Here is a 24,681-nt window from a genome sequence, read left to right as displayed (position 1 = left end):
TATGAGATTACGATACATGATTATAGATGATGAATATTTAGCCAGACAACGTTTATTTAAGTTGTTAGAAAATTTTGAAGATATTACATTGGTAGGAGAGTGTAGAAATGGAAATGAGGCGATAGAAAAGATTACTTTAAAAGAACCTGATTTAATCTTTTTAGATATACAAATGCCAGATATGAATGGGTTCAATGTAATTGCACAACTACAACATAAACCTTATGTGATATTTACTACAGCATATGATACTTATGCATTAAAGGCTTTCGAGATAAATGCTGTCGATTATCTTCTAAAACCTTTTGATGAAGAACGATTGTACATTACTTTGGAACGGGTTTTTGAACTTAAAAAAAGAAAAAAAGCGTCAAACCTAGAAGATAAAATAAAAAAACTGATTAGTAATTATGAATCTAAATCTTCTGATTTCTTGAATGAGATTATAATTCATGAAAAAGGTAGAGATATTGTGATTAGGATAGATGATATCATCTATTTTAAAAGTGATGGTAATTATGTGCAAATTATTACGCAAGACAAAAAATATCTGTACAGAATAACAATGAATGCTTTATTTGATAGCTTAGATACGTTTCAGTTTTTAAGAATTCATCGTTCTCTAATTGTCAATAAAATATATATAAAATCTTGTAAGTATATTAGCAATAACGAGTATCTGTTAAAGCTAAAAAACAACGAAGAACTTATCTCTTCAAGGTCATACAAATCTTCGATTTCTGATTATTTATCTACATTAGAAACATAAATTTTCTTCCTGTTAATAACATTTTTAATAACTCATTTCTATTCATTTAAAAAGAGGAATTTCTATTCTTATTTTTATAAAAGATAAAAAGGTCTTTTAATATTGCAATTATGAATTTTTATGATTTTCATATTGTGCTTCAGGAAGTGCCAGGAGAAATAAGCATATGTTTTAGCATTTCTGGATGCCCACTAAGGTGTGAAGGATGTCATTCACCCTTTTTATGGAAAAAAGGGAGTGGGGAAAAATTGACTAAAAAAAAATATGAAAGTATACTCGATAAGTATTCTGGATTTGCTACCTGTGTTGTTTTCATGGGAGGAGAATGGCATAAAAAGGAATTAATAAGTTACCTGAAATATGCTAAGGTCAAAGGATATGAAACATGCCTTTATACAGGATTAGAAAAAGTAGATGATAAGATCTTAGTTCAATTAACCTGGATTAAAACCGGAAGATGGAACCAATCTTTGGGGGGATTAGATAGTGAAACCACCAATCAAGAATTTATAGAAGTAAAAACCAATAAACGACTTAATTACTTATTTATTAAAAATTAAAAACTCATGATACGACTTTCAGATGATCAAATAGCAAATAAGATCGATTTTATAAACCAGTATTTAGATTCTACAAATGCTGCAGATGGCTCCAAAGTAGATGCTAATGCCAATGTAACTTCAAAAAACATTGCAACCATGGAGGCAGAGTTAAATAAAGATATTAACATACAGGTAAATAGAGCATTGGTAAAACAAAAAATAGCTACTCTGTTTAACAATGATCTGGCCGAAGAATATTCGAGACAGATAGAATCTCACGAAATTTATGTACACGATGAGACTTCATTAAAACCATACTGTGTTTCTATAAGTATGTATCCATTCTTATTAGACGGACTCACAAAATTAGGAGGCGAAAGCAAAGCTCCTAAACACCTGGAGAGTTATTGTGGCGAGTTCGTTAATCTTGTCTTTGCCGTAAGTTCTCAGTTTGCTGGAGCATTGGCTACCGTAGAGTTTTTGATGTATTTTGATCATTTTGCCGTTAAAGATCTTGGAGAAGATTATTTGCAAACCCACGAAAAACGTATTGCAAACCATTTACAACATGTGGTCTATGCAATTAATCAACCCGCCGCTGCAAGAGGGTATCAATCTGTGTTTTGGAATATTTCTCTATATGACGAAGCTTATTTTAATAGCATGTTTGGCGATTTTGTATTTCCTGATATGACCAAACCAAAATGGGAAAGCGTAAAAAAACTGCAAGAATTTTTTATGAAATGGTTTAATAAAGAACGAAAAAGAGCCATACTTACTTTTCCTGTAGTTACTGCTGCAATGCTTGTAAAAAACAATACTCCTGTCGATAGAGAATTTACCGAAATGTGCGCACAGGAATTAAGTGAAGGGAATTCTTTTTTTATTTACCAATCCGAAAATGCAGATAGCTTAGCATCCTGTTGTCGTCTACGAAATGAAATTAGTGACAATACTTTTAGTTATTCTTTAGGTGCTGGTGGAGTAGCAACAGGGTCTATAAATGTAATCACCCTTAATATGAATCGGTTGATTCAAAAAAAGGCAGATATTGTTGAAGAAGTGCAAAAGATTCATAAATATCAGGTTGCCTACAGAAAACTTATAGACGAATATAATGAAGCAGGCTTATTGCCTGTTTATCAAGCAGGCTTTATAGCATTAGACAAACAATTTTTAACAGTAGGGATTAATGGTATGGTAGAAGCTGCAGAGAGTCAGGGAATCGAAGCAAGTAATAACACTACGTATAAGAATTTTGTAAATACATATCTAAAAGCAATTTATCAAGAAAACCGAGCAGCAAAAGAAAAATATGGGTATATGTTTAACACAGAATTTGTTCCCGCCGAAAATCTGGGAATAAAAAATGCAAAATGGGATAAAGAAGATGGATTATTTGTACCCAGAGATTGCTATAATTCATATTTCTATGCAGTAGAAGACAATAAAGTAAATTCTCTCGATAAAATAATGCTACACGGTAAAGAAATTATACAATATTTGGATGGAGGTTCTGCACTTCATCTTAACCTCGAAGAGACTCCTAATAAAGAAGGTTTTATTAAACTAATTCATGCAACAGCGGCTGCTGGATGTAATTATTTCTGTTTTAATATAAGAATTACGATATGTAATGAATGCGCACATATAGACAAGCGCACGTTGCTTATATGCAATGAATGCAATTCTCATAATGTAGATCATGCCACGAGAGTAATAGGATACTTAAAACGAGTGTCAAACTTTAGTTCGGGTAGGCAGAACGAGCATCAATTAAGGCATTATCATACGCAACAGGCAAAACCTGATTTGGTAAATAAAAGAGTTGAAATTTTAACAGAAAACCAACCAGAATATGAAATTGATGGTCGTACTCAAAACTTAGAAATTATTAAAACATGATAATTGTCATATTTAGTTCTGATTCCATTAGTGATTTTTGACAGGTACATATGTATTAGTTTAATACTATTATTGGTAGCATGATGCTATAGTTCCAATACATATGAATTAACTAATACAAAACTTAATTCGTTATAATGAAACTACATTCATTTCACATTCCTGTAATGGGAATAGGCTTTACTATTGATACTCCATTAAAAGTTTCTCATTTGGGAATAGACTCTGTTATTTCATTGGTCGATGATATTCTATTAGAAAAACTAAGAAAGATGTATTGTGATACGTTCGAAATACCATATAACGAAATCACAGAAAGTATAGAAGACTTTAGAGCTAAGAGGATTACTTCTTATCTTAATTTGATGAATGATCTTGCAGAAAAAAAGTTTAATCAACTTAAAAATATTACAACAGAATGTAGTAATGAATTAAGACAGTATTTCAATATTTTACCCGATACTTCTGCACTAAAACAGCGATTTAAAAATCTTTCATTTAATGATTTTAATGGAATCAAAGATTTAATAGAGGCAAATTTGTCAATGGGTAGTATTGATGTAAATATCATGACCAAAGTTGATAAAGAAAATTATCAAAAAAAAGAAAAATTATCCTCTAAGTACAATGATGCTCATGCAGCACTTAGAGGATATGCCAATAGCGATTTATCTTCATCGGTGATACTTTCTGCAGGAATGAACCCCAGATTGTATAGTTATATGGAAGAGTTTGAAGATTTTTATCCAAACGAGAATGGAGAAATAAAAAAGAAAATAGTTCTAAAAGTAAGTGATTACAGATCAGCGCTAATACAAGGAAAATTTTTAGCCAAAAAAGGATTGTGGGTTTCAGAATATAGAATCGAATCCGGGCTTAATTGCGGAGGGCATGCATTTGCAACAGATGGATATCTTTTAGGACCAATATTAGCTCAGTTTAGAGATCAGAAAGAAGAATTAATTTCTGAAATACATAAAATTATAACTGAGGTGTTGTCTCGTAAAAATCGACATGTTCCTCAATCTCCGTTGCCAGTTAAAATCACTGCCCAGGGCGGAGTAGGAACAGCAGAGGAACACCAGTTTTTATTAGAGCATTATAAGGTAGATTCTGTAGGATGGGGGACTCCGTTTCTTTTAGTACCAGAAGCAACAACTGTAGATAATAATACCTTAGATAAATTAGTAAAAGCCAAAGAAGATGATTTGTATTTAAGCGATATCTCTCCTTTAGGAATACCATTTAATAGCCTTAAAGGAAATACAAAAGATCAAGAAAAACTTTCTTTGGTAGAAAAGAACAGGCCCGGGAGTTCTTGTCCAAAAAAATATGTGGCACTAAACAAAGAATTTACAGAAAAAGGGATATGTACGGCATCAAGACAATATCAACATATAAAAATTAAGGAACTGGATAAAAAGGAACTTTCTCCAGAAGATTATCAAAAAGAGTTTGATCAAATTATACAAAAATCATGTACCTGTGTTGGTTTAGGAACTTCTGCATTACTGAAATATAATTTGGATACTAAAGTTGAAGGAGAAGGAGTTTCGATATGCCCTGGACCCAATATGGCCTATTTCTCTAAAATTATGAGCCTAAAAGAAATAACAAGTCATATTTACGGAGAATCAGATGAGGTTGCACGAGCAGATCGACCAAACATGTTTATAAAAGAACTTAACATTTATATTGACTATTTAAAAGATAAGCTTGAAGAAACAAAAAATTCTATAAATAATAAGCAGAAAAAATACTTGTCTGTATTTGTCAAAAACCTAAAGGAAGGAGTTTCTTATTATGAAAACATTTTTGGTAGTATAAAAATAGCATTTGAAAGCTCTAAATCTCAAATTTTAAGTGACTTGAATAATAGCAAAACGACTTTAAATCAAATAAACTCAGAAATTGATGATTTGTAAATAAAATTCAGATAGGGCCGTTATTTCAGATCAAATCCTTTTAAAGAAATTACGGTTCCTTCTACTTCAATTTCTTCAACAAGTTTAGAAATCGTTTTATCTCTAAACTCATTCAATATTTTTTTCTTAAATGGCGATACTGTAGAATGTACAGGGCAAGGGTTTTTATCACTACATTTTGATAATCCCAGAAAACACTTATCAAATTTATGAGTACCATCAATGCAACAAATAACATCCCAAATCGATTTCTCTTTATTGTTTTTATCCAGAAAAAAACCACCTCCAGGACCTTTGGTGGAAGAAACCAGCTTATTAGAAGTTAATTGCCTTAATAATTTAGCCAAAAAAGGTTGAGGAGTTTCTAGTTCTTCAGCAATTTTTTTTACTCCTATTTTGGTAGTTTCATCAGAATGTATGGCTAGATAAAGTATTGCTCTTATAGCATATTTACAAGCATTAGATAGCATAATAGCTCTTTTTTTAGATCAAATATAATAAAAAAGATCGTTTTGTCTTTTTTGTGACTTTTGTCATATTTTTCTAGCTATAATAAAGGCTATATTTGCCGTATGAAAAGTACGGTAATCTTATTCGTTGCTCTCCTTATGCTCGTTAAGCCCCTTTGGCCGATAGGAGAGTATATCATGAATTATGACTATATCGTAAAAAACCTCTGTATAAATAAAGAGAGACCTCGATTAAAATGTAACGGAAAATGTTATTTGGTAAAACAACTCGCCAAAGAATCAGAAGAAACAAATAATAATCCGTTTAAACGAGAACACTCCAAAAATAAGACTCAAGAGATAGTTTTTTTTCAGATGTTATTTCGGTTCGATTTTAAAAATGAAGCTGAAAATACAGTTAAGAACAATTATAAAACTACACAAGAAGTAAGATCTAAATTACTTATTACAGATATCTCCCCACCTCCTAAGTTTGGGTAATTCAATATGAACTCATTCGAACTTTTTGTTTTCAAGCAAAAATTTAAGATTTTTTACATAATGCAGCTTTTTTGAGAAACATAGCTACCACGGCTAGGTTATGAAAAAAAGTCAAAATTAGGGTGAATAAGAAAACTTTACTACCGAGAGCAAAAGCTTAAATGAGTTCTATAAGTGTATTGGCTATAAAGGGATGTTATCCCTCTATTTAGCGTACACAAACTTATTTATATGTTGAATTATTTCTAAAATATATTCTAATGAAACCGACGCGATTTAAAAAAAATCTTTAAAGACAGAAGTTAATGATTTTTTAATCGTCAAAGGTTCCATCTGACTACTAAAACAATAAAAATAAACAGATGAAAACCAATATTGGTGTGACCTCTTTGTTTAGGATTTTGAGGGCACCGTTTAAAAGGGTAAATATGCTATGGTATATCCTGCTTTTTCAAATTACCCCCTGTTGGATTAATGCCCAGGAAGAAATCCTAAACAAAGAGTCAGATACCATTATGCCCATCGATTTGGAAGAAGTAATTTTGATATCTGCCAGAAAAGAACTGGATTATCAAAAACAACCTAAACCATTATCATCTTTAGATGAATATTTAGAGCTTTCACAAAAGGTTGGTATGATAAAAAGAGGAGCCTATGCCTGGGAACCTGCACTAAATAATATGACATCAGAAAGGCTTTCTGTTACTATAGATGGGATGCGAATTTTTGGTGCATGTACAGATAAAATGGATCCTATTACCTCTTATGTAGATGTGTCTAATCTTGCTAAAGCTCATGTTGCTTCGGGACAACAGGGATCAGAATACGGAACCTGTATTGGTGGTGCAATAGATTTAGAATTGGATAAAAGTAATTTTAGAGAAACAGGATTTAAAGCAAGTCTAGAAGACGCTTTTGAAACTAATAATCAATTAGTGGTTTTAGGGGCAGAAGCTAATTATTCAAATTCCGATTTTTATGTAGACGGAGATATCATTTATCGCAAAGCAGAGAACTATACTGCGGGAAATGGAGAAGAAATCGATTTTTCTCAATATACAAAGTATAATATTTCTGTTAATGCAGGATATAAGATTGATGAAAATAAAGCGATTACGGCAACTACAATTTATGATGAAGCACGAGATGTAGGTTATCCCGCATTACCTATGGATGTTTCTTTGGCACGTGCACTGATTGCATCGGTTGGTTTTGAGCAAAATACTATTGGAGTATTTAGTGATTGGAAATCTAAAGTGTATTTTAATAAAGTTACTCATGTGATGGATGATTCTCAAAGGCCAGATGTGCCTATTCGAATGGATATGCCAGGATGGAGTGACACATATGGATTTTTCTCTGAAATTAACTTAAAAATCAAAAAACAGGACTTTTTGATAAAATGGGATGGATTTTATAATAAATCTCTTGCAGAGATGACAATGTACCCCAATAATCCCAATGAAAATCCCATGTTTATGCTTACCTGGCCTGATGTACGAACCTGGAACACGGGATTATACGCTGAAGATAAAATTAGTTTTAAAAAAAGTTCTTTGAAACTATCTACAAGATTAGCCGTACAAAACAATAATGTGGCTGATGATTTTGGACTTAATAGCCTTAGAATTTTTTATCCAAATATGGAAGAATCTAAAACAAGAGTTCTTAAAAGTGTTTCTGTTCAGTACCATAAACATTTAGATCCTATTCATATCAATGCAGGAGTATCTTATGGAGAACGAGCTCCATCAGTATCCGAGGGATATGGATTTTATCTTTTTAATAGTTTCGATAATCATGATTATATAGGAGATCCTAACTTAAAAAATGAACAAGCTATTGAAGCTAATGCCAAAATCTCTCTAGAGAAAGCCAAATTAAACATAGCCCTGGAAGGAAATATTTTTCGAATGCCCAATTACATTATTGGCGAGGTAAATACATCGCTAAGCACTATGACTATTGGTGCAGATGGAGTGAAAATATATGAAAATCTAGAGTATGCCGATTTGATTAATGTGTCTGTAAACACTGAGTATAAAGTCCTACCAGAACTTACCTGGTCGGGTTCTATATCTTACCATCAGGGAAAAGATGATACCGATCGCAATTTACCTTTTATAAGCCCAGTATCTTACCAATCAGGAATTCAGTATAATAAGAATAGTTTTTCTGGGGCTATTACAATGAAAGGAGCAGGAAAACAAGTGAATTTTTCCCCAGAATTTGGTGAAGATAAAACATCAGACTATATCGTTTTTTCTCTAACCCTTGGTAAAACCTTTTATCTGGCCAACGATTTGGTATATGCCAAAGCTGGAGTAGAAAATGTTTTTGATAAATACTATTCAACGTATACAGATTGGAAAAATGTTCCCCGAATGGGACGTAATTTCTTTATCACATTTTCATATAAAATCAATTAAAAAAACATACCGTTAAAAATAAACAAATGAAAACCATAAAATTAATTTTTACAGCAATTATACTTTCAACCATTTTTGTCTCATGTAGCTCTGATGATGATGAAATTATAGCAAACCCCATGGAGGGATTTAATCTGGTAACTTCTTTTGATGCTAATAATCATTCTATAGAACTGTATTCTAAGAAGAACGATTTTAATATTGGTTATAACGAAGTGTACATACGTATTAAAGATATAGGATCAAAAAGCTATGTCTCTCAATCCGAAATTTCCTGGATGCCCATGATGCATATGACGCAAATGGAACATTCTTGCCCAAAGTCTACTTTGACTATAACCGAAGATAAGACGGTTTCTAAAGGATTCATGGTTTTTCAAATGCCCGGAAACGCAGATGAATATTGGGATATTACCATTACCTATACAATTAATGGAGAAGAATTTACAGCCAAAAAAACTATAGATGTAATATCTCCGGCAGATGGTAAACAAAAAATAAGCACATTTATGGGAAGTGATGGTACTCGTTATGTTTTGACTATGACTGCACCAACAGAGCCAAAGGTGGCAATAAACGATTTTACCGCTATGCTCTTTAAAATGGAAAATATGATGACTTTTCCTGTGGTAGAAGACTATAAAATTACGATAGATCCTCGTATGCCAAGTATGGGAAATCATAGCTCACCAAACAATGAGGATTTGAGTTATGATGCCGCATCAAAAATGTATAAAGGAAAATTATCCTTAACTATGACTGGGTATTGGAAAATTAACTTAAAACTATTAAATGAATCTCAAGAAGTGCTGAAAGGAGAGGATGTAACTGTAGATAACCTCGAAAGCAGCTTGTTTTTTGAAATTGAATTCTAACTTTTTTTCTTTTATGAAATGAGCCATAACAATAGAATGGATACCAGCCGGGATGTTCAATGATGAATTCCATATGACAATTAAAAAACAATAAAAAAGAACAGATGACAGGCCACTCGAAAGAGTGGCTTTTTTTATGTTATCAGATAAATACTAAGCGCTTAGTGTACTACATTTTATAAAAAAGACTTTTTTATCTTTATTTATGATTTTTATCATAGTATTCAGATATAAAGACCTCTATTTTTCGCATTGTAATGAATACTATAGTAAAAGTGGAGTTAAAAGAAAAAATAAGTAAAATAAAGAAAGAGAAAAATGCTGTAATTCTTGCGCATTATTATCAACGGCCAGAAATACAGGAAGTAGCAGATTATGTTGGGGATAGTTTGGGATTATCTCAAAAAGCAGCAGAAATTGATGCCGATATTATTGTTTTTGCAGGTGTACACTTTATGGCAGAAACTGCAAAAATTCTTAACCCAACAAAAAAAGTAGTTTTACCAGATTTAACAGCCGGATGTTCTTTGGCTGATTCGTGTCCCCCAGATGCATTTGGTTCTTTTGTAGCATCACATCCTGATCATGTTGTGATTACCTATATCAATTGTTCGGCAGAAATTAAAGCAATGAGCAACTTGGTTTGCACCTCTTCTAATGCGCTTAAAATTGTAGAATCGATACCAAAGGATGTCCCTATTATTTTTGCTCCGGATAAGAACCTGGGTAAATACATCATACAACAAACCGGCAGAGATATGTTGCTTTGGGATGGTAGTTGTATAGTACACGAAGCATTCTGTATTGATAAACTATTGGATTTATATCAAGACCATCCAGGGTCGGTAATTATAGCACATCCAGAATCTGAAGAGCATATTTTGAAAACCGCAAAGTATATAGGTTCTACTGCAGGAATGATAAACTATGTAAAAGAACATCCAAAAGAGAAATTTATAGTAGCTACAGAAGCAGGTATTTTACATGAAATGAAAAAAGAAGTACCCAATACAATCTTGATTCCGGCTCCTGCCGAAGAAGATAATACTTGTGCTTGTAGTGAGTGTAGTTATATGAAGGTAAATACACTTCAGAAATTGTATGATTGCCTGCTTAATGAAACTCCCGAAATAAATGTAGCAGAAGATATAAGAAAAAAAGCATTAACTCCAATTGTTCGAATGTTAGAACTATCTAAATAACAGGATAATGATATCAGCAGACTATTTAGTAATTGGTTCGGGTGCAGCTGGGTTAACTTTTGCTGTTAAAATAGCAGAAAAATTTAGAGATAAAAAAGTTTGTATAGTTACAAAGGCAGATGATGACGAATCTAATACAAAATATGCCCAGGGAGGTGTAGCTGTTGTATTAGATACAGAAGAAGACTCTTTTCAAAAACATATACAAGATACTTTGATTGCCGGTGATGGTTTATGCGATCGAGAAGTTGTTAAAATGGTCGTTAAAGAAGGCCCCAAAAGACTTAATGATTTAATACAGTGGGGAGCAAATTTTGATTTAGATTATAACGGGAAATTGGATCTTGGTAAAGAAGGAGGGCATTCAGAATATCGTATAGTTCATCATAAAGATATTACAGGCCGTGAAATAGAAACTGCATTACTAACTCGTATTCATCAATTGCCAAACGTTAACATATTGAGCCATCATTTTGCAATTGATCTGATCACAGAACATCAATTGCAGATACAAAATCATGAAAATATTTCTTGCTATGGTGCCTATGTTCTGAATCAAAAAACAGGAGAAATAAAAACGATAAAAGCTACAGTAACATTATTAGCAACAGGAGGGATTGGCAAAATATATGGTCATACTACTAATCCGGTTATAGCAACAGGTGATGGTATTGCAATGGCATATAGAGCAAAGGCAAGAATTAAAGATATGGAGTTTGTTCAATTTCATCCAACAGCATTATACGAAGAAAAAGATGGCCAATCTTTTCTAATTTCTGAAGCAGTAAGAGGTTTTGGGGCATACCTGAGAAATAGGAACGGGCATAGATTTATGGTAGATTACGACGAAAGGGGAGAACTTGCTTCTAGAGATATTGTTTCAAAAAGTATTGATAATGAACTTAAAAAATCCGGTGATTCCTGTGTGTATTTAGACTGCACTCATCTTAAAGTAGATGATTTTAAAAAACATTTCCCTACGATTTATAAAAAATGCATAGCCAATCATATTAACATAGAAAAAGATTGGATTCCGGTGGTTCCGGCTTCACATTATTTATGTGGTGGTATTGAAGTTGATAAAAATGGTATGACCTCTATTCAAAATTTATTTGCCTGCGGAGAATGTTCGAGAACAGGCTTGCATGGAGCCAATAGATTAGCTTCAAACTCTTTGCTAGAAGCCTTAGTATATGCGCATAACAGCTATCAATACCTTTGTTCTAATCCTATGCAATCTGATTCATTAGCTATTCCTGATTGGAATGATCAGGGAACCCATGTTAATAAAGAACATATTATTATAAAACATAATACCAGGCAACTACAAGCTTTAATGAGAGATTATGTAGGTATTGTGCGAAGTAATCACCGTTTGATAAAAGCTAAAGAACATTTGGATTTGATGTATAGAGAAGTAGAAGAACTATATAAGGATTCGAAGATAAATACAGCATTATGCGAATTACGAAACATGATTAATATTGCGCACTTAATTATTGGACAATCTTTAGAAAGAAAAGAAAATAAAGGAGGGTATTTTAATATAGATAATAGTGCTTTTCCAGAAATACAGAACCCCCTAATATAGTATGATATGATAAATGAAATAATTAAAGAAAGTGTAGCCAAAGGGATTTCCTATACAGCATATGTTGAATTGGTAAATTGTCTTGTTGCAGAAGAAGCTACAACGGGAACAGAACAAACTCAACAGCGCATAGACTTTACCAAATTAAATACAAGTAGAATGCGAAGACTTGATAAGACTCTTGTAATACTAGAGCAATCCAAACAAGTTTTTCGAGATATGAAAGAAAAACAAACCTGGCTTGTTCTTATAGAAAGTTGGTGTGCCGATGGGGCACAAACCATTCCTGTATTAAACAAAATAGCAGAAGTTTCACCTGCAATAGATTTGAAAATTTTATTACGAGATAATAATCCTGAGTTTATGGATCTTTTTTTAACAAACGGAACACGCTCTATACCTAAACTAGTGATAGTAGATAATAGCGGTAATGTTTTAAATACATGGGGCCCAAGATCACAAGTAGCTACTAATATGGTTATGGCTTACAAAAAGGAAAACGGAAAAATAGATGACGCTTTTAAAAAATCTCTACAAGTTTGGTATAATAAAAATAAAGGAGAAGCTATTATTGATGATCTTGTGAATATAGTTGAAGATTCACTCACGTTAGAAAAAGATTTAGATTAATACCCTTGTTGATATGTAAAAAACTTCCGAAAAAGATTTTTCGGAAGTTTTTATGAATGAAATTAATCCTTAACAAGGAGAGGGCTTTGACCCTTCTATCATCTTCTTTTCCATTTCTATTGCTTTTGGAAACAAAATATTATTTTCCAGGTGGATATGTAAATGCAAATCCTTTTCAAATTCTTCTAACATTGAAAAAGTTGCATTATACGTATTGCAAGCGTCTTTGGGTGGGGTATAATGATTTGATAACCTCGAAATTTTTCGAAACCGTACTCCTTCGTTATCATGTTCCTGCATCATCATCGAGATAGGATTCTCTACAGTTCCAAAATGTGGATGTTTCACACTATGTTCTTGTTCTTGATGTTTCACCATTTTTCTAACAAAAGGAAACAGTATAATTTCTTCTTTTTTCATATGTTGTGCAAGTTCACCAGAAGCCTCACTAAATAGCGTATGAATCTCTAGTAGCTCTGGATGGCGCCCTCCGTGTACTTTGCAGAGTTTTTCTAAATATTGACTTAGTATAGGTATTTTTTCTTCTACATAACGGTGATGTTTCTTTTCTATATAATCTGCTAATAGATCAAGTGGCCAGGATTGATAATCAATAACAATATCATCTTTTTGAGTTAAAACATCATTTAAGTTCTTTAGAAGAGATTCAATTTCAATCTCATTTTTATTACAAACCTCTTCTAATGTTCTGTCTCCTCTACAGCAAAAATCAATTCCATATTTTGAAAAAACAGCAGCAGTTCGATAATCTTTTGCAACGAATTGCCCTACCTTAGTTTTTATTAGTGTATCCATAATTTATTTATTTAAGATTGTTTTATTTTTTAATGTTAAATCAAATACAAACCAACAAATGGTTACCATACCAATTGCAAAAATGATATCCCCTATAGATCGTAACCATTTTAGGATGATCATTCCCGGATGTTGCATAAACTCGGCAGAGCGAGCATACCACATTCCGTGCTCTATACTTTCAAGTGCTTGCCACACACCCATTGGTAATAAGCTTAATAGTGCCATAGCTAATAGCCCAATATTTAAAGACCAAAAGGAGATTTTTAGTAATTTTTCGTTCCAACGTATATCCCTATACAAGCTTCTTAGAACAAATAACATTAATCCGATTCCTAAGGTTCCGTAGACTCCATATAAAGCGGTATGGCTATGAAGAGGTGTAGTATTTAGTCCCTGTACATAATATAGCGCAATCGGTGGGTTGATGATAAAACCAAAAATACCTGCCCCAAGAAAATTCCAAAAAGCTACTGCTATCATAAAATATATGGGCCACTTATAATCTTTAAGCCAACGTGTTGCTTTAGACAATTTGTAATTGTGATATGCTTCGTAACCAATAAGAGTAAGAGGTACGATTTCTAATGCACTAAATGTAGCACCCAAAGCCATTACAGCAGTAGGAGTTCCTGAAAAATAGATGTGATGAAAAGTTCCTAAAATTCCACCAGATAAAAATATTATAGTAGCAAACAATACATTGTGTATTGCAGTTTTTGTTTTTAGAAGTCCTAATCGTACAAATAAGAAAGCAATAACTACAGTAGCAAAAACCTCAAAAAAACCTTCTACCCAAAGATGTACAACCCACCATCGCCAATATTCGGCTATTGCCAGATTGGTTTGTCTACCCCACATAAGCCCCGCTCCGTAAAACATAGCTATGGCAATACAGGATATCAAAAACATGATAATAAGATTTTTTTCTTCAGTTTTTTTCTTCAATATAGGCAATAGTGGTCTGGCCATTAAGGCTAACCATAGGAATAACCCAATGAGTAGAAAAATTTGCCAAAACCGACCCAGATCGACATATTCATATCCCTGATGTCCAAACCAAAAGTTTTCTACGAGATTTAGTTTTTGCATTATCCCAAGCCATTGCCCAAACATCGAACCTGCCACAATAATTAAAAGAGCAATAAATAGAAAGTTAACACCAAATACCTGAAATTTTGGATCTTTACCAGATATTGAAGGAGCAATATACAACCCTGTTGCTAACCATGCTGTTGCTATCCAAAAGATAGCTAATTGAGTATGCCAGCTACGAGTAACCGAGTAGGGGAGAATCTGATCTAAAGGAATACCATAAAAACCATCTCCTTCTACACCATAATGTGCAGTAACAATACCTAACAACATTTGCACAACCATAAGAAGACTTACTACCCAAAAATATTTTTTTACCAGGCGCATAGAAGAGGTTATTCCTTGTCTTAATAAAGGATCTTCTACAGGAGCAGGGATATGCTCATCTTCTCCCGATTTCACATGATAAAATACCATGATTCCGATAGACATGATTAAAAGAACAATACTCACTCCCGACCAGGTAAATAAACTTTTGGTAGGAACATTACCCACTAATTCTTCTGCGGGCCAGTTATGAGTATAAGAAATGTTCTCATCTGGTCTTTGCGTAACTGTTGCCCAGGTTGCCCAAAAGAAAAATGCATTCATTTTTTGCATTCGTTCTTCACTTTTAATAGTGTTTTTTGGGATAGCATAGTCTGATCGTAATTGATCAAACTTGGGATCATCGGTAAACAAACCTTTATAGTAATTACTTAAATATTGTATTGCCAGAATTCTTTCTTCTGAAATAGTGATCGATTTAGTCGTTTCATTATACGTATTAGCCCGTAAATCTTTTTGTAATCGTATTTTTAAAGCGGCTTGTTGCTCTTCATTTATGAGCTTATAGTTTGTATTAAAATCTTTTTGTGCATAAATATCTAAGATGAATAGTGCCTCTCGATGAAGCCAGTCTGCGGTCCAATCTGGAGCAACATAAGCACCATGTCCCCATACCGATCCTATTTCCTGTCCACCAATACTTTGCCAAATGTTTTGCCCATCTTTAATCTGAGAGTTAGTAAAAATAATATCCCCGCTGGGCGAAATAATTTTGTCGGGTATTGGAGGTGCTTTTTGATAAATCTCGTAACCGTAATACCCTAATACACTAAAGGATAGAAGTAATACTGCAGCAAGTCCCAGCCATAATTTTTTTTCTTTTTTCATGAGATAGTAGTTAAAATTTTAATTCGGACAATTTTATCCTATTTAATAATAAATTTTTTTAGGTTCTTAAATATGAAGCTCCTGATTTGATTCCAAGAGCTAATTCTTCGAGGTTGGTAGATTCCAACATTTTCTTTAATTCTTCTCTTACTGCAGCAAATTTATGATGAACAGGACATGGATGATCTTCTGAGCATTTATTAAGACCCAAACCACAGCCAATATAAATACTATCTCCATCTATGGCATCAACAATTTCTGCAAGTTGTATAGATGCTATTTTATGTTTTTCTATTTCGAAACCACCGGCAGCACCTTTTACAGAATTAACTATATTATTTTTAGCTAGTTTTTGAAGAATCTTTGCAGTAAATGCTTCTGGCGAGTTAATTTTGGCAGCAATATCTTTAAGGCTTACCCGCTCTCCTTGATAAGATTTTAAGGCAATAAAAATAGCAGCTTTAATTCCGTATTCGCAGGCTTTCGAAAACATTCTATTTAAAATTAGTTACTCTGCAAAATTAGTAATTATTTAATTAGGATAAAAATATCCGAATTAAATAATTGCAAACTTTTGTACTTAAGTCTTAATAAAAGATTAATTAGTCCGAAAACATGATATTTATCATATTTCATGTGCTGTAGTAATTCTTATTTTTACAAAATAAAAGACAAAAAAGTCTTTTATTAAAAGTAAAATAGTAAGAATATGAAATCAAAAAAACCATTTGTATTGTTATCTAGTACAGGATTGTTTATAGGAGTTCTATTAATGATCCTATCTGCCTGCTCAGAAAATAAGGAAGCCGAGGCAAAGAATTATTTGGGGCCAGAAGGCATTCCTGTAAGCCAGGAAATGATTGCCGAATTAACTTCACCTCCTAACGTACCTGGGCCTACAGGAAGAAGAAAAGCGAAGAAGCTTATCGTAAATATGGAGGTTTTAGAAGAAGAAGGGGAGATGACAGATGGGGTAAAATATGTGTATTGGACATTTGGAGGTTCAGTACCAGGGAGTTTTATAAGAACAAAAATTGGGGATGAAGTAGAGTTTCACTTAAAAAACCATCCAGATAATAAATTACCTCATAATATAGATTTACATGCTGTAACGGGACCAGGGGGTGGTGCAACATCTTCTTTTGTTGCTCCTGGACACGAAACCCAATTTTCTTTTAAAGTATTAAACCCGGGGTTATACGTATATCACTGTGCAACAGCTCCAGTGGGAATGCATATTGCTAATGGGATGTATGGGTTAATACTTGTTGAACCCGAAGAAGGTCTTCCACCTGTAGATAAAGAATATTATGTAATGCAAGGAGATTTTTATACCAAAGGAGAAAACGGAGATAGAGGGTTACAGCCTTTTGATATGAAAAAAGCTGTAGATGAAGATGCTGATTATGTAGTTTTTAACGGAAAAGTTGGTTCGTTAACAGGAGATAATGCTATTACTGCAAATGTTGGAGAAACTATTAGATTATACGTAGGTAATGGGGGGCCAAACCTTGTTTCTTCTTTTCATGTTATCGGAGAAATTTTTGATGTCGTTAGGGTAGAAGGAGGAGATCTGATCAATGAAAATGTGCAAACTACTCTTGTTCCTGCAGGAGGCGCAGCTATCGTAGAATTTAAAGTTGATGTTCCAGGAACCTTCATTTTAGTAGATCACTCTATTTTTAGGGCCTTTAATAAAGGTGCTTTAGGGATGCTAAAAGTACAAGGAGAAGAGAATAAGAAAATCTATTCTGGTAAACAGGAAGAAGGAGTGTATCAACCCGAAGGAAGTGGAATCCAGGAAATGCCGGTTGATAAAGGTGTAGCACAAACCGAAGAAACAGCAAAATCACTACAGGAAAAAATGGAATTTGGTAAAGCCACTTATATGAGAACTTGTTTTGCCTGTCATCAGGCCGAAGGGCAAGGAATTCCTAATGCTTTTCCTCCTCTAGCCAAATCAGATTATTTAAATGCTGATCTAAATCGAGCTATTGATATTGTGTTACATGGTAAAACAGGAGAAATTACTGTTAATGGCGAAAAATACAATAGTGTAATGACTAAACAGGATCTAACAGATGAAGAGGTAGCCAACGTGCTTACCTATATATATAATAGTTGGGGTAATTCTAAAAAAGAAGTGACAACATCTATGGTTGCAAATAGAAGAAATACACATTAAAATTATAAAATAAATGAAAACTCCTCCTTTAAAAATAATTTTCTTTTTTGCTATATGTATAGGATATGCATTAAATAGTGTTATAGCACAAACAGAAAATATGGTTACTGTTAAAGGAGGGGTTTATATTCCTCTATACGGAGTTGATTCTACCGCTGTAAAGGTCGATGATTTTTTGATGGATGTTTACCCTGTATCAAATAGTGAGTTTTTAGCATTTGTTAAGAAATACCCGCAATGGAAACGAAGCCATGTAAAACGTTTATTCGCCGATAAGAATTATTTAGTGCTTTGGAAAGATGATAATACACTAAGTGATCAATTAAAACCTAATTCTCCAATAACAGGTATATCATGGTTTGCTGCTAAAAAATATTGTGAATGCCAGGGAAAAAGATTACCCACTATTGATGAGTGGGAATATGCTGCAATGGCAGATGATAAGACGATAGATGCAAGAAAAAAAGAAACCTATAATCAATACATTTTAGAATGGTATGAAACCCCTAAATCTTTTAACAATAGCATAGGATCTACTTTTAAAAACTATTGGGGTATATATGATTTACATGGGTTGGTATGGGAATGGACACTGGATTTTAACTCAGTACTGATATCAGGAGAGTCTAGAAAAGATGTAGATAAAGACAGTAATTTATTTTGTGGTAGTGCAGCAGTGGGAGCTTCGGATTTAATGAATTATGCAGCGTTTATGCGCTATGCTTTTAGAGGCAGTATGAAAGCAAATTACGCAGTAAAGAATTTGGGATTTCGTTGCGTAAAAGATATTGATATAACCCCTTAGACTCATAAGACAAAACTCAAATGCATAATGTATGTTAAATCACCAAATATGATTAAAATGAATATCATAAAAATTTTACTATTAGGAGCAATTATTGTGTTGAGCTCTTGTAATAAAGAAAAAAAGCAAGAAGAAGTAGCTGTGTCAGAATCCACTTCCAAAGAAGACAATACTTCTATTTCTGAACTTTCGATCTACAACTTACCTGCTATTTGGACCACGCAGGATAATAAAAAAATAGAACTCAAAGAATTAAAAGGAGATGTTCTTGTAATGGTAATGATTTATACCTCTTGTAAAGCAGCTTGCCCGAGATTGGTTGCTGATATGAGAGATATAGAAGCTCAAATTCCAGAATCTAAAAAAGAGAATGTTAAACTCTTATTAGTAAGTATTGACCCAGAGACCGATACCCCCGAGAGACTTAAAAAATTCTCTATTGAGAACGAAATGGAATCCGACCAATGGCTGTTTCTTAGAGGTACTAAATCTGATACCAGAGAATTTGCAGCAGTTCTAGCTGTTAATTACAAAAAAATATCACCAATGGATTTTTCACACTCTAATATCATAAGTGTTTTTGACCAGGGTGGAGAGTTAGTACATCAACAAGAAGGATTAGGAGTAAACAATAAAGAAACCGTAGATAAAATTATAGAGTTGGCGCATTAATTAAAAAGAAATATAGTCTTTTATCCCCTTCTATTTAAGAATTTCCCGTTTAATTTTCTGAAAACAAAAAAATAAAAGACTAATTTGTCTTAAATATGATTTTTATCATATTTATGTCTCCGTCTCATACCTAATTTTGCCCTATAGAATCAAAATAATGTTTCTCTTAAGAAATGAATTTTTGAACAATAATCTTAAATCTATTAAAATGATTAGACTAGACAAATTGATCCTCTTATTTGCTGTTACTTTATTGATAAGTTGCGGAGGAAAAGAAGAAAAAAAAGAAGAACAAATTAAAATAGGAAAGAGTACAACAACTCAAAAAAAAGAAACCAAACCTGTTTCTACTGGCGTCCCAGCATCAAAAAAAGTTGATCTTACAAATAAGGGAGTAGGGCCAATCAAAAATTTAGTATTAGATGCTACTATCGATGAGAAAATGGCTGCTCAGGGAGCAGAACTCTTTAAGACAAAATGTACTGCTTGTCATAAAACCCATAAGAAGTTTATAGGACCAGCTCCTGTAGATATTCTAAAAAGACGAACCCCAGAATGGGTGATGAATATGATTTTGGATCCTGAAAAAATGATTAAAGAAGATCCTTTGGCTCAAGAATTACTAAAAGAACATAATGGGTCTCCTATGGCAAATCAAAGTTTAAAAGAAGAAGAAGCCAGGGCTATTTTAGAATACTTTAGAACTTTAAAATAAGAGTAGTATAAAAGATTTTTATTGGGAAATGTTGTAATCTATCTAAGGGAAAAGAATGTTGAAACAAATTGTTGAACCAACTATAATAAATTTAAAACAAGCAGAAGAAATATTTGCAGATTTATCACCTGCTATATATTCCAGTACATCTGCAGCACCTTATTATAGTAGTATAGGAGGACACCTCCGTCACATTTTAGATATTTTTAAATGTATAGTTAGTGGTTTAGATTCGAGAATTATTGACCTGACCAATAGAAAAAGAGGAACCATTGTCGAAAAAAATCCAGTTGAAGGCCAGAAGTATTTAAGAAGAATAATTTCTGACCTCGAAAATATTTCTGATTTAGATCCTAGCATTGCTATTACTATTAAAGATGATCTTGGGATGGGAATGGTTGAGATTCCAACTACCTTGGGAGGAGGGTTGAACCAAGCCCATAGTCATGCAATCCACCATTTTGCTTGTATTGGATACATATTACATATTCATGGAGCCATTTTGCCAAATAAAATATTTGGATACAACCCTACAACACCTAAAAATCAAAGTGTCTGACGCTGTAGGGTATATAAGTTTTGTGCAGATCAATATCGACACAACAAAAAAATAAACTAAACTAATTATTATGAAAACAACTAAAGCAATTTTTTTAATTCTAATGAGCTTTACCTTCTTGCTAAGTTGTAAAACAGAAACCAAGAAAGAGGAAACAAATTCAACACCCAAAAATACAGTAACCGAAACCACAGAAAAACAAGGGCAAGCATTTATTCAGGATGATGAAGCAACGCCAAATGTACTTAATATAGCTATTGGTTCTACAGACCATACTACATTGGTAGCAGCTGTTCAGGCTGCTGGTTTAGAAAATGCTCTGGTAAATGCAGGCCCCTTAATGGTATTTGCTCCTACTAATGAGGCGTTTGATGCATTACCTGCCGGAACAGTAGAAAATCTTTTGAAACCAGAAAATAAAGATGCATTAGCAAATATTCTGAAGTACCATGTAACTCCTGGTAATTATTCAAAAGATTTTTTGAAAAAATTTAAGAAACTAGGCCAATCTAATGGTGTCGATGTAAAAGTAACTAAAGATGATAGTGATGTTTTTATAGGAGAGGCCAAAATTATAGCAAGTATCCCTGCTGGTAACGGAATTGTACATGTTATTGATAAAGTACTACTTCCTCCATCTAATGAATAAATGAATAAAAACTGACCTATACCATAGCAGATTTGACCACCAAAACAATAAATATAAATCAGATGAAACAAATATCTAAAATACTCTTTTTAACAGCAGTACTTAGTATGATAATAAGTAGTTGCGCCAATGTTAATAAAGATAAAAAAATGACCGATGGAGCTTTAGGCTCTAATGCTGCAGAAAAAGTTTACGTTGCTCCCGGAGAGCATGACGAATTTTATGCATTCGTCTCAGGAGGATTTAGCGGACAATTATCAGTATATGGGCTTCCGTCAGGAAGACTATTTAAAGTAATTCCTGTTTTTTCACAAGATGCAGAAAAAGCCTGGGGCTATAATGAAGAAACAAAGCCAATGCTTAATACTTCTTATGGTTTTATTCCTTGGGATGATGCTCACCACCCTGATATATCACAAACCAATGGAGAAGTCGATGGACGGTGGGTTTTTATTAACGGAAACAATACTCCAAGAATTGCAAAAATTGATCTAAGTACTTTTGAGACTACAGAAATAATAGAAGTACCTAATAGTGCGGGTAATCATAGCTCTTCTTTTGTAACAGAAAATACAGAGTATGTAGTAGCAGGAACTCGTTTTTCTGTACCCGTACCACAAGAAGATATTGCTATCAAAGAATACAAAGGTAAATTTAAAGGAGCTGTATCTTTTATTAGTGTAGACCCTGATCATGGAAACATGGAAATGGCTTTTCAGATTTTACTACCAGGTTTTAATTATGATTTAGCCCACCCAGGTCGAGGAGCCTCACATGGTTGGTTCTTTTTTACTACATATAATACAGAAGAAGCAAATTCTCTGTTAGAAGTAAATGCATCTCAAAATGATAAAGACTTCATCGCTGCAATCAATTGGAAAAAAGCAGAAGAATATATTAAACAGGGAAAATTTAAGACAATGCCAGCGAATTATGCACATAATGTGTATGATGAGAAAACACACACGGCTACCTCCACAATGAAAAAAGAGGTAAAAGTATTAGATCCCGCAGAATGTCCGGGGTTGGTATACTTTTTACCAACACCAAAGTCACCACATGGTTGTGATGTAGATCCATCGGGAGAATATATTGTGGGTAACGGTAAACTTTCGGCTGACCTTACAGTGCACTCGTTTAGTAAGATGATTAAGGCTATCGAAAATAAACAGTTTGATGGTGATGCATACGGAATTCCGATTATTAAATTTGAAGATGCACTTGCAGGGGTTGTTTCCCAAGCTGGTCTGGGACCATTACATACCGAGTTTGATGGTAAAGGAAACGGATATACCACGTTCTTTATTTCTTCCGAAGTAGTAAAATGGAAACTAGACAGCTGGGAAGTAGTAGACAGAAAACCTACATACTATTCTGTAGGTCACTTGATGATTCCGGGAGGAAACTCTAGAAAACCATTTGGTAAATATGTACTGGCAATGAATAAAATAACCAAAGACCGTTATCTGCCAACCGGACCAGAAGTTACGCAATCTGCACAGCTATATGATATCACAGGCGAAAAAATGGAATTACTATTAGATTTCCCAACTATTGGAGAACCACATTATGCTGCCGGTATTGCAGCAGATCTAATAAAACCTCGTTCTAAAAAGATCTATAAGTTAGAAGAAAACGAACATAAGTATGTTGTTAAAAATAATGAAAATGTAAGAGTAGAACGTGACGGAAAAGAAGTACACGTATATATGACTATGATTAGAAGCCATTTTACTCCAGATAATATAGAAGGGATTAAAGTAGGAGATAAGGTCTATTTTCATATCACAAATTTAGAACAAGATTATGATGTGCCACATGGAGTAAGTATGATCGGAGCCAATACTTCTGAACTGCTAATAATGCCTGGGCAAACAGAAACTTTTGTTTGGGAACCTAAACAAGTAGGAGTCTGGCCATTCTATTGTACCGATTTTTGTTCGGCATTACATCAAGAGATGCAAGGATATGTAAGGGTATCACCAGCATCATCTAATATAGAACTTTCTTGGTCTCTAGGAGAAGATTAATTTCTGATGCTACCAGGAAGGAGATAGATTAGTTATATTTCCAAAAAAGCGAGAGGACAAAACCCCTCTCGCTTTTAAATCAACTTAAAAAAGATTGTTATCATGAAGAAGAAATCAAGAATATTAATGCTTGTAGGAGCATTGCTACCTTTATTTTTGTTTGTATTTCCTCTTTGGAATATTACATTAGAAGCTCCTCAATATCCAACCCCGTTAGGAATGGATATCTATATAAATGATTTCGCCGATATGCATCCTCATGATATTAAGAATATCAATTTGATGAATCATTATGTAGGGATGAAATACATTCCCGAATCGATTCCAGAATTCAGGATTTTTCCTATCGTTATTATAGTAATGGCTGCTTTAGGTACTGTACTAGCTTTTACAACAAACTATAAATGGTTTTTGGCTTGGTTTATTGTAATGGCTCTTTTAGCCTTGGCAGGAATCTATGATTTTTACCTTTGGGAATACGACTATGGTCATGATTTGGATCCAAAAGCAATAATGAAATTTACTAATCCAGACGGGACAGTTATGGGTTTTCAACCTCCTTTATTTGGAACCAAAGATATTTTAAATTTTAGAGCACATTCATACCCTCAACTGGGAGCATACTTTTTAGCAGCAGGAATGGCCTTGACCTTTATCTCCTATTTTGTAGGAAAACGTGAAAAAACTTCAAAAGTTCAATAACAATGGAAAAATATAACTTTAACCATATCATCTTTTTTGTTTTAATGACCGTATTTTTTGGTTCGTGTAGCGTTCAACCTGAAACTATACACTATGGAGAGGATAATTGTCATTATTGTCGAATGACTATTGTCGATAAAATTCATGGAGCAGAGATTGTAACAAAAAAAGGTAAAGTGTTCAAGTTTGATGCCGTGGAGTGTATGATAAATTATTCTGCAGAGATAGATAAAGAAGAAGTGTCACTTTATCTTACTAATCACTATGATGTTCCAGAAGAATTAATTGATGCAACACAAGCAACTTTTTTGATAAGTAAAAATTTATCAAGCCCTATGGGAGCATTTTTAACTTCATTTGAGAGTAAATCGAGTGCAGAAAAAGTGAAATCCGAAAAGGGAGGGGATATATTTACCTGGGAAGAACTTTTAAAACACCTAAAACATTAAAAAAAAAGATTTGTAACTATCTGGTAAACAA

The 24,681-nt window shown here is 33.4% G+C and carries 23 protein-coding genes; 19 read left to right on the top strand and 4 right to left on the bottom strand.

The annotated features are described in order from the left end of the window. The first annotated feature begins 1 nt into the window (after position 1). From ATO12_RS20825 to ATO12_RS20810, 4 genes are all read left to right on the top strand, one after another. Positions 2-769, top strand: a complete 768-nt coding sequence (locus tag ATO12_RS20825) for a LytR/AlgR family response regulator transcription factor (RefSeq protein ID WP_034246150.1) — start codon at positions 2-4, stop codon at positions 767-769. A gap of 110 nt (positions 770-879) precedes the next feature. Further along, positions 880-1,329: an anaerobic ribonucleoside-triphosphate reductase activating protein gene (nrdG, locus tag ATO12_RS20820; RefSeq protein WP_034246148.1), complete on the top strand. Its 450-nt coding sequence runs from the start codon at positions 880-882 to the stop codon at positions 1,327-1,329. Positions 1,330-1,335: 6 nt separating this feature from the next. After that, the gene (gene nrdD / locus ATO12_RS20815; protein WP_081802123.1) at positions 1,336-3,216 is read left to right on the top strand and encodes an anaerobic ribonucleoside-triphosphate reductase; all 1,881 of its coding nucleotides are present in this window, start codon (positions 1,336-1,338) and stop codon (positions 3,214-3,216) included. Between the two features lie 137 nt (positions 3,217-3,353). Further along, a complete protein-coding gene (locus ATO12_RS20810) occupies positions 3,354-5,141 on the top strand; it encodes a hypothetical protein (protein WP_034246145.1) in 1,788 nt (595 codons plus the stop codon). Between the two features lie 20 nt (positions 5,142-5,161). On the opposite strand, the gene ATO12_RS20805 is transcribed toward ATO12_RS20810, so the two are convergent. Next, complete coding sequence (locus tag ATO12_RS20805; protein ID WP_025666792.1) at positions 5,162-5,611, bottom strand: RrF2 family transcriptional regulator; 450 nt, start codon at positions 5,609-5,611, stop codon at positions 5,162-5,164. A 102-nt stretch (positions 5,612-5,713) separates the two neighbouring features. Between ATO12_RS20805 and ATO12_RS25125 the strand changes: the two genes are divergently transcribed. The 6 genes from ATO12_RS25125 to ATO12_RS20775 all read left to right on the top strand — a co-directional run bounded on the left by ATO12_RS25125 (position 5,714) and on the right by ATO12_RS20775 (position 12,818). Further along, positions 5,714-6,091 carry a hypothetical protein gene (locus ATO12_RS25125; RefSeq protein ID WP_051575995.1) on the top strand — a complete coding sequence of 126 codons (378 nt, stop codon included), beginning with the start codon at positions 5,714-5,716 and terminating at the stop codon, positions 6,089-6,091. 362 nt (positions 6,092-6,453) lie between these two features. Continuing rightward, positions 6,454-8,520, top strand: a complete 2,067-nt coding sequence (locus tag ATO12_RS20795; RefSeq protein WP_240486162.1) for a TonB-dependent receptor — start codon at positions 6,454-6,456, stop codon at positions 8,518-8,520. 26 nt (positions 8,521-8,546) lie between these two features. Continuing rightward, on the top strand, positions 8,547-9,395 hold the full coding sequence (locus ATO12_RS20790; RefSeq protein WP_034246143.1) for a hypothetical protein: 849 nt from the start codon (positions 8,547-8,549) through the stop codon (positions 9,393-9,395). A 257-nt stretch (positions 9,396-9,652) separates the two neighbouring features. After that, a complete protein-coding gene (nadA, locus tag ATO12_RS20785; RefSeq protein ID WP_034246140.1) occupies positions 9,653-10,597 on the top strand; it encodes a quinolinate synthase NadA in 945 nt (314 codons plus the stop codon). Between the two features lie 7 nt (positions 10,598-10,604). Beyond that, positions 10,605-12,188, top strand: a complete 1,584-nt coding sequence (nadB, locus tag ATO12_RS20780) for an L-aspartate oxidase (protein ID WP_034246136.1) — start codon at positions 10,605-10,607, stop codon at positions 12,186-12,188. Between the two features lie 6 nt (positions 12,189-12,194). After that, complete coding sequence (locus ATO12_RS20775; RefSeq protein ID WP_240486161.1) at positions 12,195-12,818, top strand: thioredoxin family protein; 624 nt, start codon at positions 12,195-12,197, stop codon at positions 12,816-12,818. A 69-nt stretch (positions 12,819-12,887) separates the two neighbouring features. On the opposite strand, the gene ric is transcribed toward ATO12_RS20775, so the two are convergent. From ric to ATO12_RS20760, 3 genes are read right to left on the bottom strand one after another with little or no spacing between them, the layout of a single operon-like run. Further along, positions 12,888-13,634 (bottom strand): iron-sulfur cluster repair di-iron protein, encoded by a 747-nt coding sequence (gene ric, locus ATO12_RS20770; protein ID WP_034246133.1) that lies wholly within the window; start codon positions 13,632-13,634, stop codon positions 12,888-12,890. A gap of 3 nt (positions 13,635-13,637) precedes the next feature. After that, positions 13,638-15,884 (bottom strand): nitric-oxide reductase large subunit, encoded by a 2,247-nt coding sequence (locus ATO12_RS20765; protein ID WP_034246129.1) that lies wholly within the window; start codon positions 15,882-15,884, stop codon positions 13,638-13,640. Between the two features lie 58 nt (positions 15,885-15,942). Further along, complete coding sequence (locus ATO12_RS20760; RefSeq protein WP_025666801.1) at positions 15,943-16,377, bottom strand: RrF2 family transcriptional regulator; 435 nt, start codon at positions 16,375-16,377, stop codon at positions 15,943-15,945. Between the two features lie 216 nt (positions 16,378-16,593). On the opposite strand from ATO12_RS20760, the gene nirK reads away from it, so the two are divergent. The 9 genes from nirK (at position 16,594) to ATO12_RS20715 (ending at position 24,650) form a co-directional block, all read left to right on the top strand. Further along, positions 16,594-18,069, top strand: coding sequence for a copper-containing nitrite reductase (gene nirK / locus ATO12_RS20755; protein ID WP_034246125.1), 1,476 nt, complete (start codon positions 16,594-16,596; stop codon positions 18,067-18,069). Positions 18,070-18,082: 13 nt separating this feature from the next. Continuing rightward, positions 18,083-18,874: a formylglycine-generating enzyme family protein gene (locus ATO12_RS20750; protein ID WP_034246122.1), complete on the top strand. Its 792-nt coding sequence runs from the start codon at positions 18,083-18,085 to the stop codon at positions 18,872-18,874. A 57-nt stretch (positions 18,875-18,931) separates the two neighbouring features. Continuing rightward, positions 18,932-19,546: an SCO family protein gene (locus tag ATO12_RS20745; protein ID WP_034246363.1), complete on the top strand. Its 615-nt coding sequence runs from the start codon at positions 18,932-18,934 to the stop codon at positions 19,544-19,546. Positions 19,547-19,754: 208 nt separating this feature from the next. Then, complete coding sequence (locus ATO12_RS20740; RefSeq protein WP_034246360.1) at positions 19,755-20,261, top strand: c-type cytochrome; 507 nt, start codon at positions 19,755-19,757, stop codon at positions 20,259-20,261. Between the two features lie 55 nt (positions 20,262-20,316). Next, entirely contained in the window at positions 20,317-20,820 is a 504-nt protein-coding gene (locus ATO12_RS20735) for a hypothetical protein (protein ID WP_034246119.1), read from the top strand. A 70-nt stretch (positions 20,821-20,890) separates the two neighbouring features. Continuing rightward, positions 20,891-21,469: a fasciclin domain-containing protein gene (locus ATO12_RS20730; RefSeq protein ID WP_034246117.1), complete on the top strand. Its 579-nt coding sequence runs from the start codon at positions 20,891-20,893 to the stop codon at positions 21,467-21,469. A gap of 107 nt (positions 21,470-21,576) precedes the next feature. Then, the gene (gene nosZ / locus ATO12_RS20725) at positions 21,577-23,499 is read left to right on the top strand and encodes a Sec-dependent nitrous-oxide reductase (RefSeq protein ID WP_394331726.1); all 1,923 of its coding nucleotides are present in this window, start codon (positions 21,577-21,579) and stop codon (positions 23,497-23,499) included. Between the two features lie 102 nt (positions 23,500-23,601). After that, complete coding sequence (locus ATO12_RS20720; protein WP_034246110.1) at positions 23,602-24,201, top strand: hypothetical protein; 600 nt, start codon at positions 23,602-23,604, stop codon at positions 24,199-24,201. A gap of 2 nt (positions 24,202-24,203) precedes the next feature. Then, a complete protein-coding gene (locus tag ATO12_RS20715; protein ID WP_051575994.1) occupies positions 24,204-24,650 on the top strand; it encodes a nitrous oxide reductase accessory protein NosL in 447 nt (148 codons plus the stop codon). Positions 24,651-24,681: the final 31 nt, after the last annotated feature.

It is taken from the genome of Aquimarina atlantica, assembly GCF_000626715.1.
In the GTDB taxonomy this organism is placed as follows: Bacteria; Bacteroidota; Bacteroidia; order Flavobacteriales; family Flavobacteriaceae; genus Aquimarina; species Aquimarina atlantica.
This window is presented reverse-complemented; position numbering and strand designations above follow the sequence as displayed.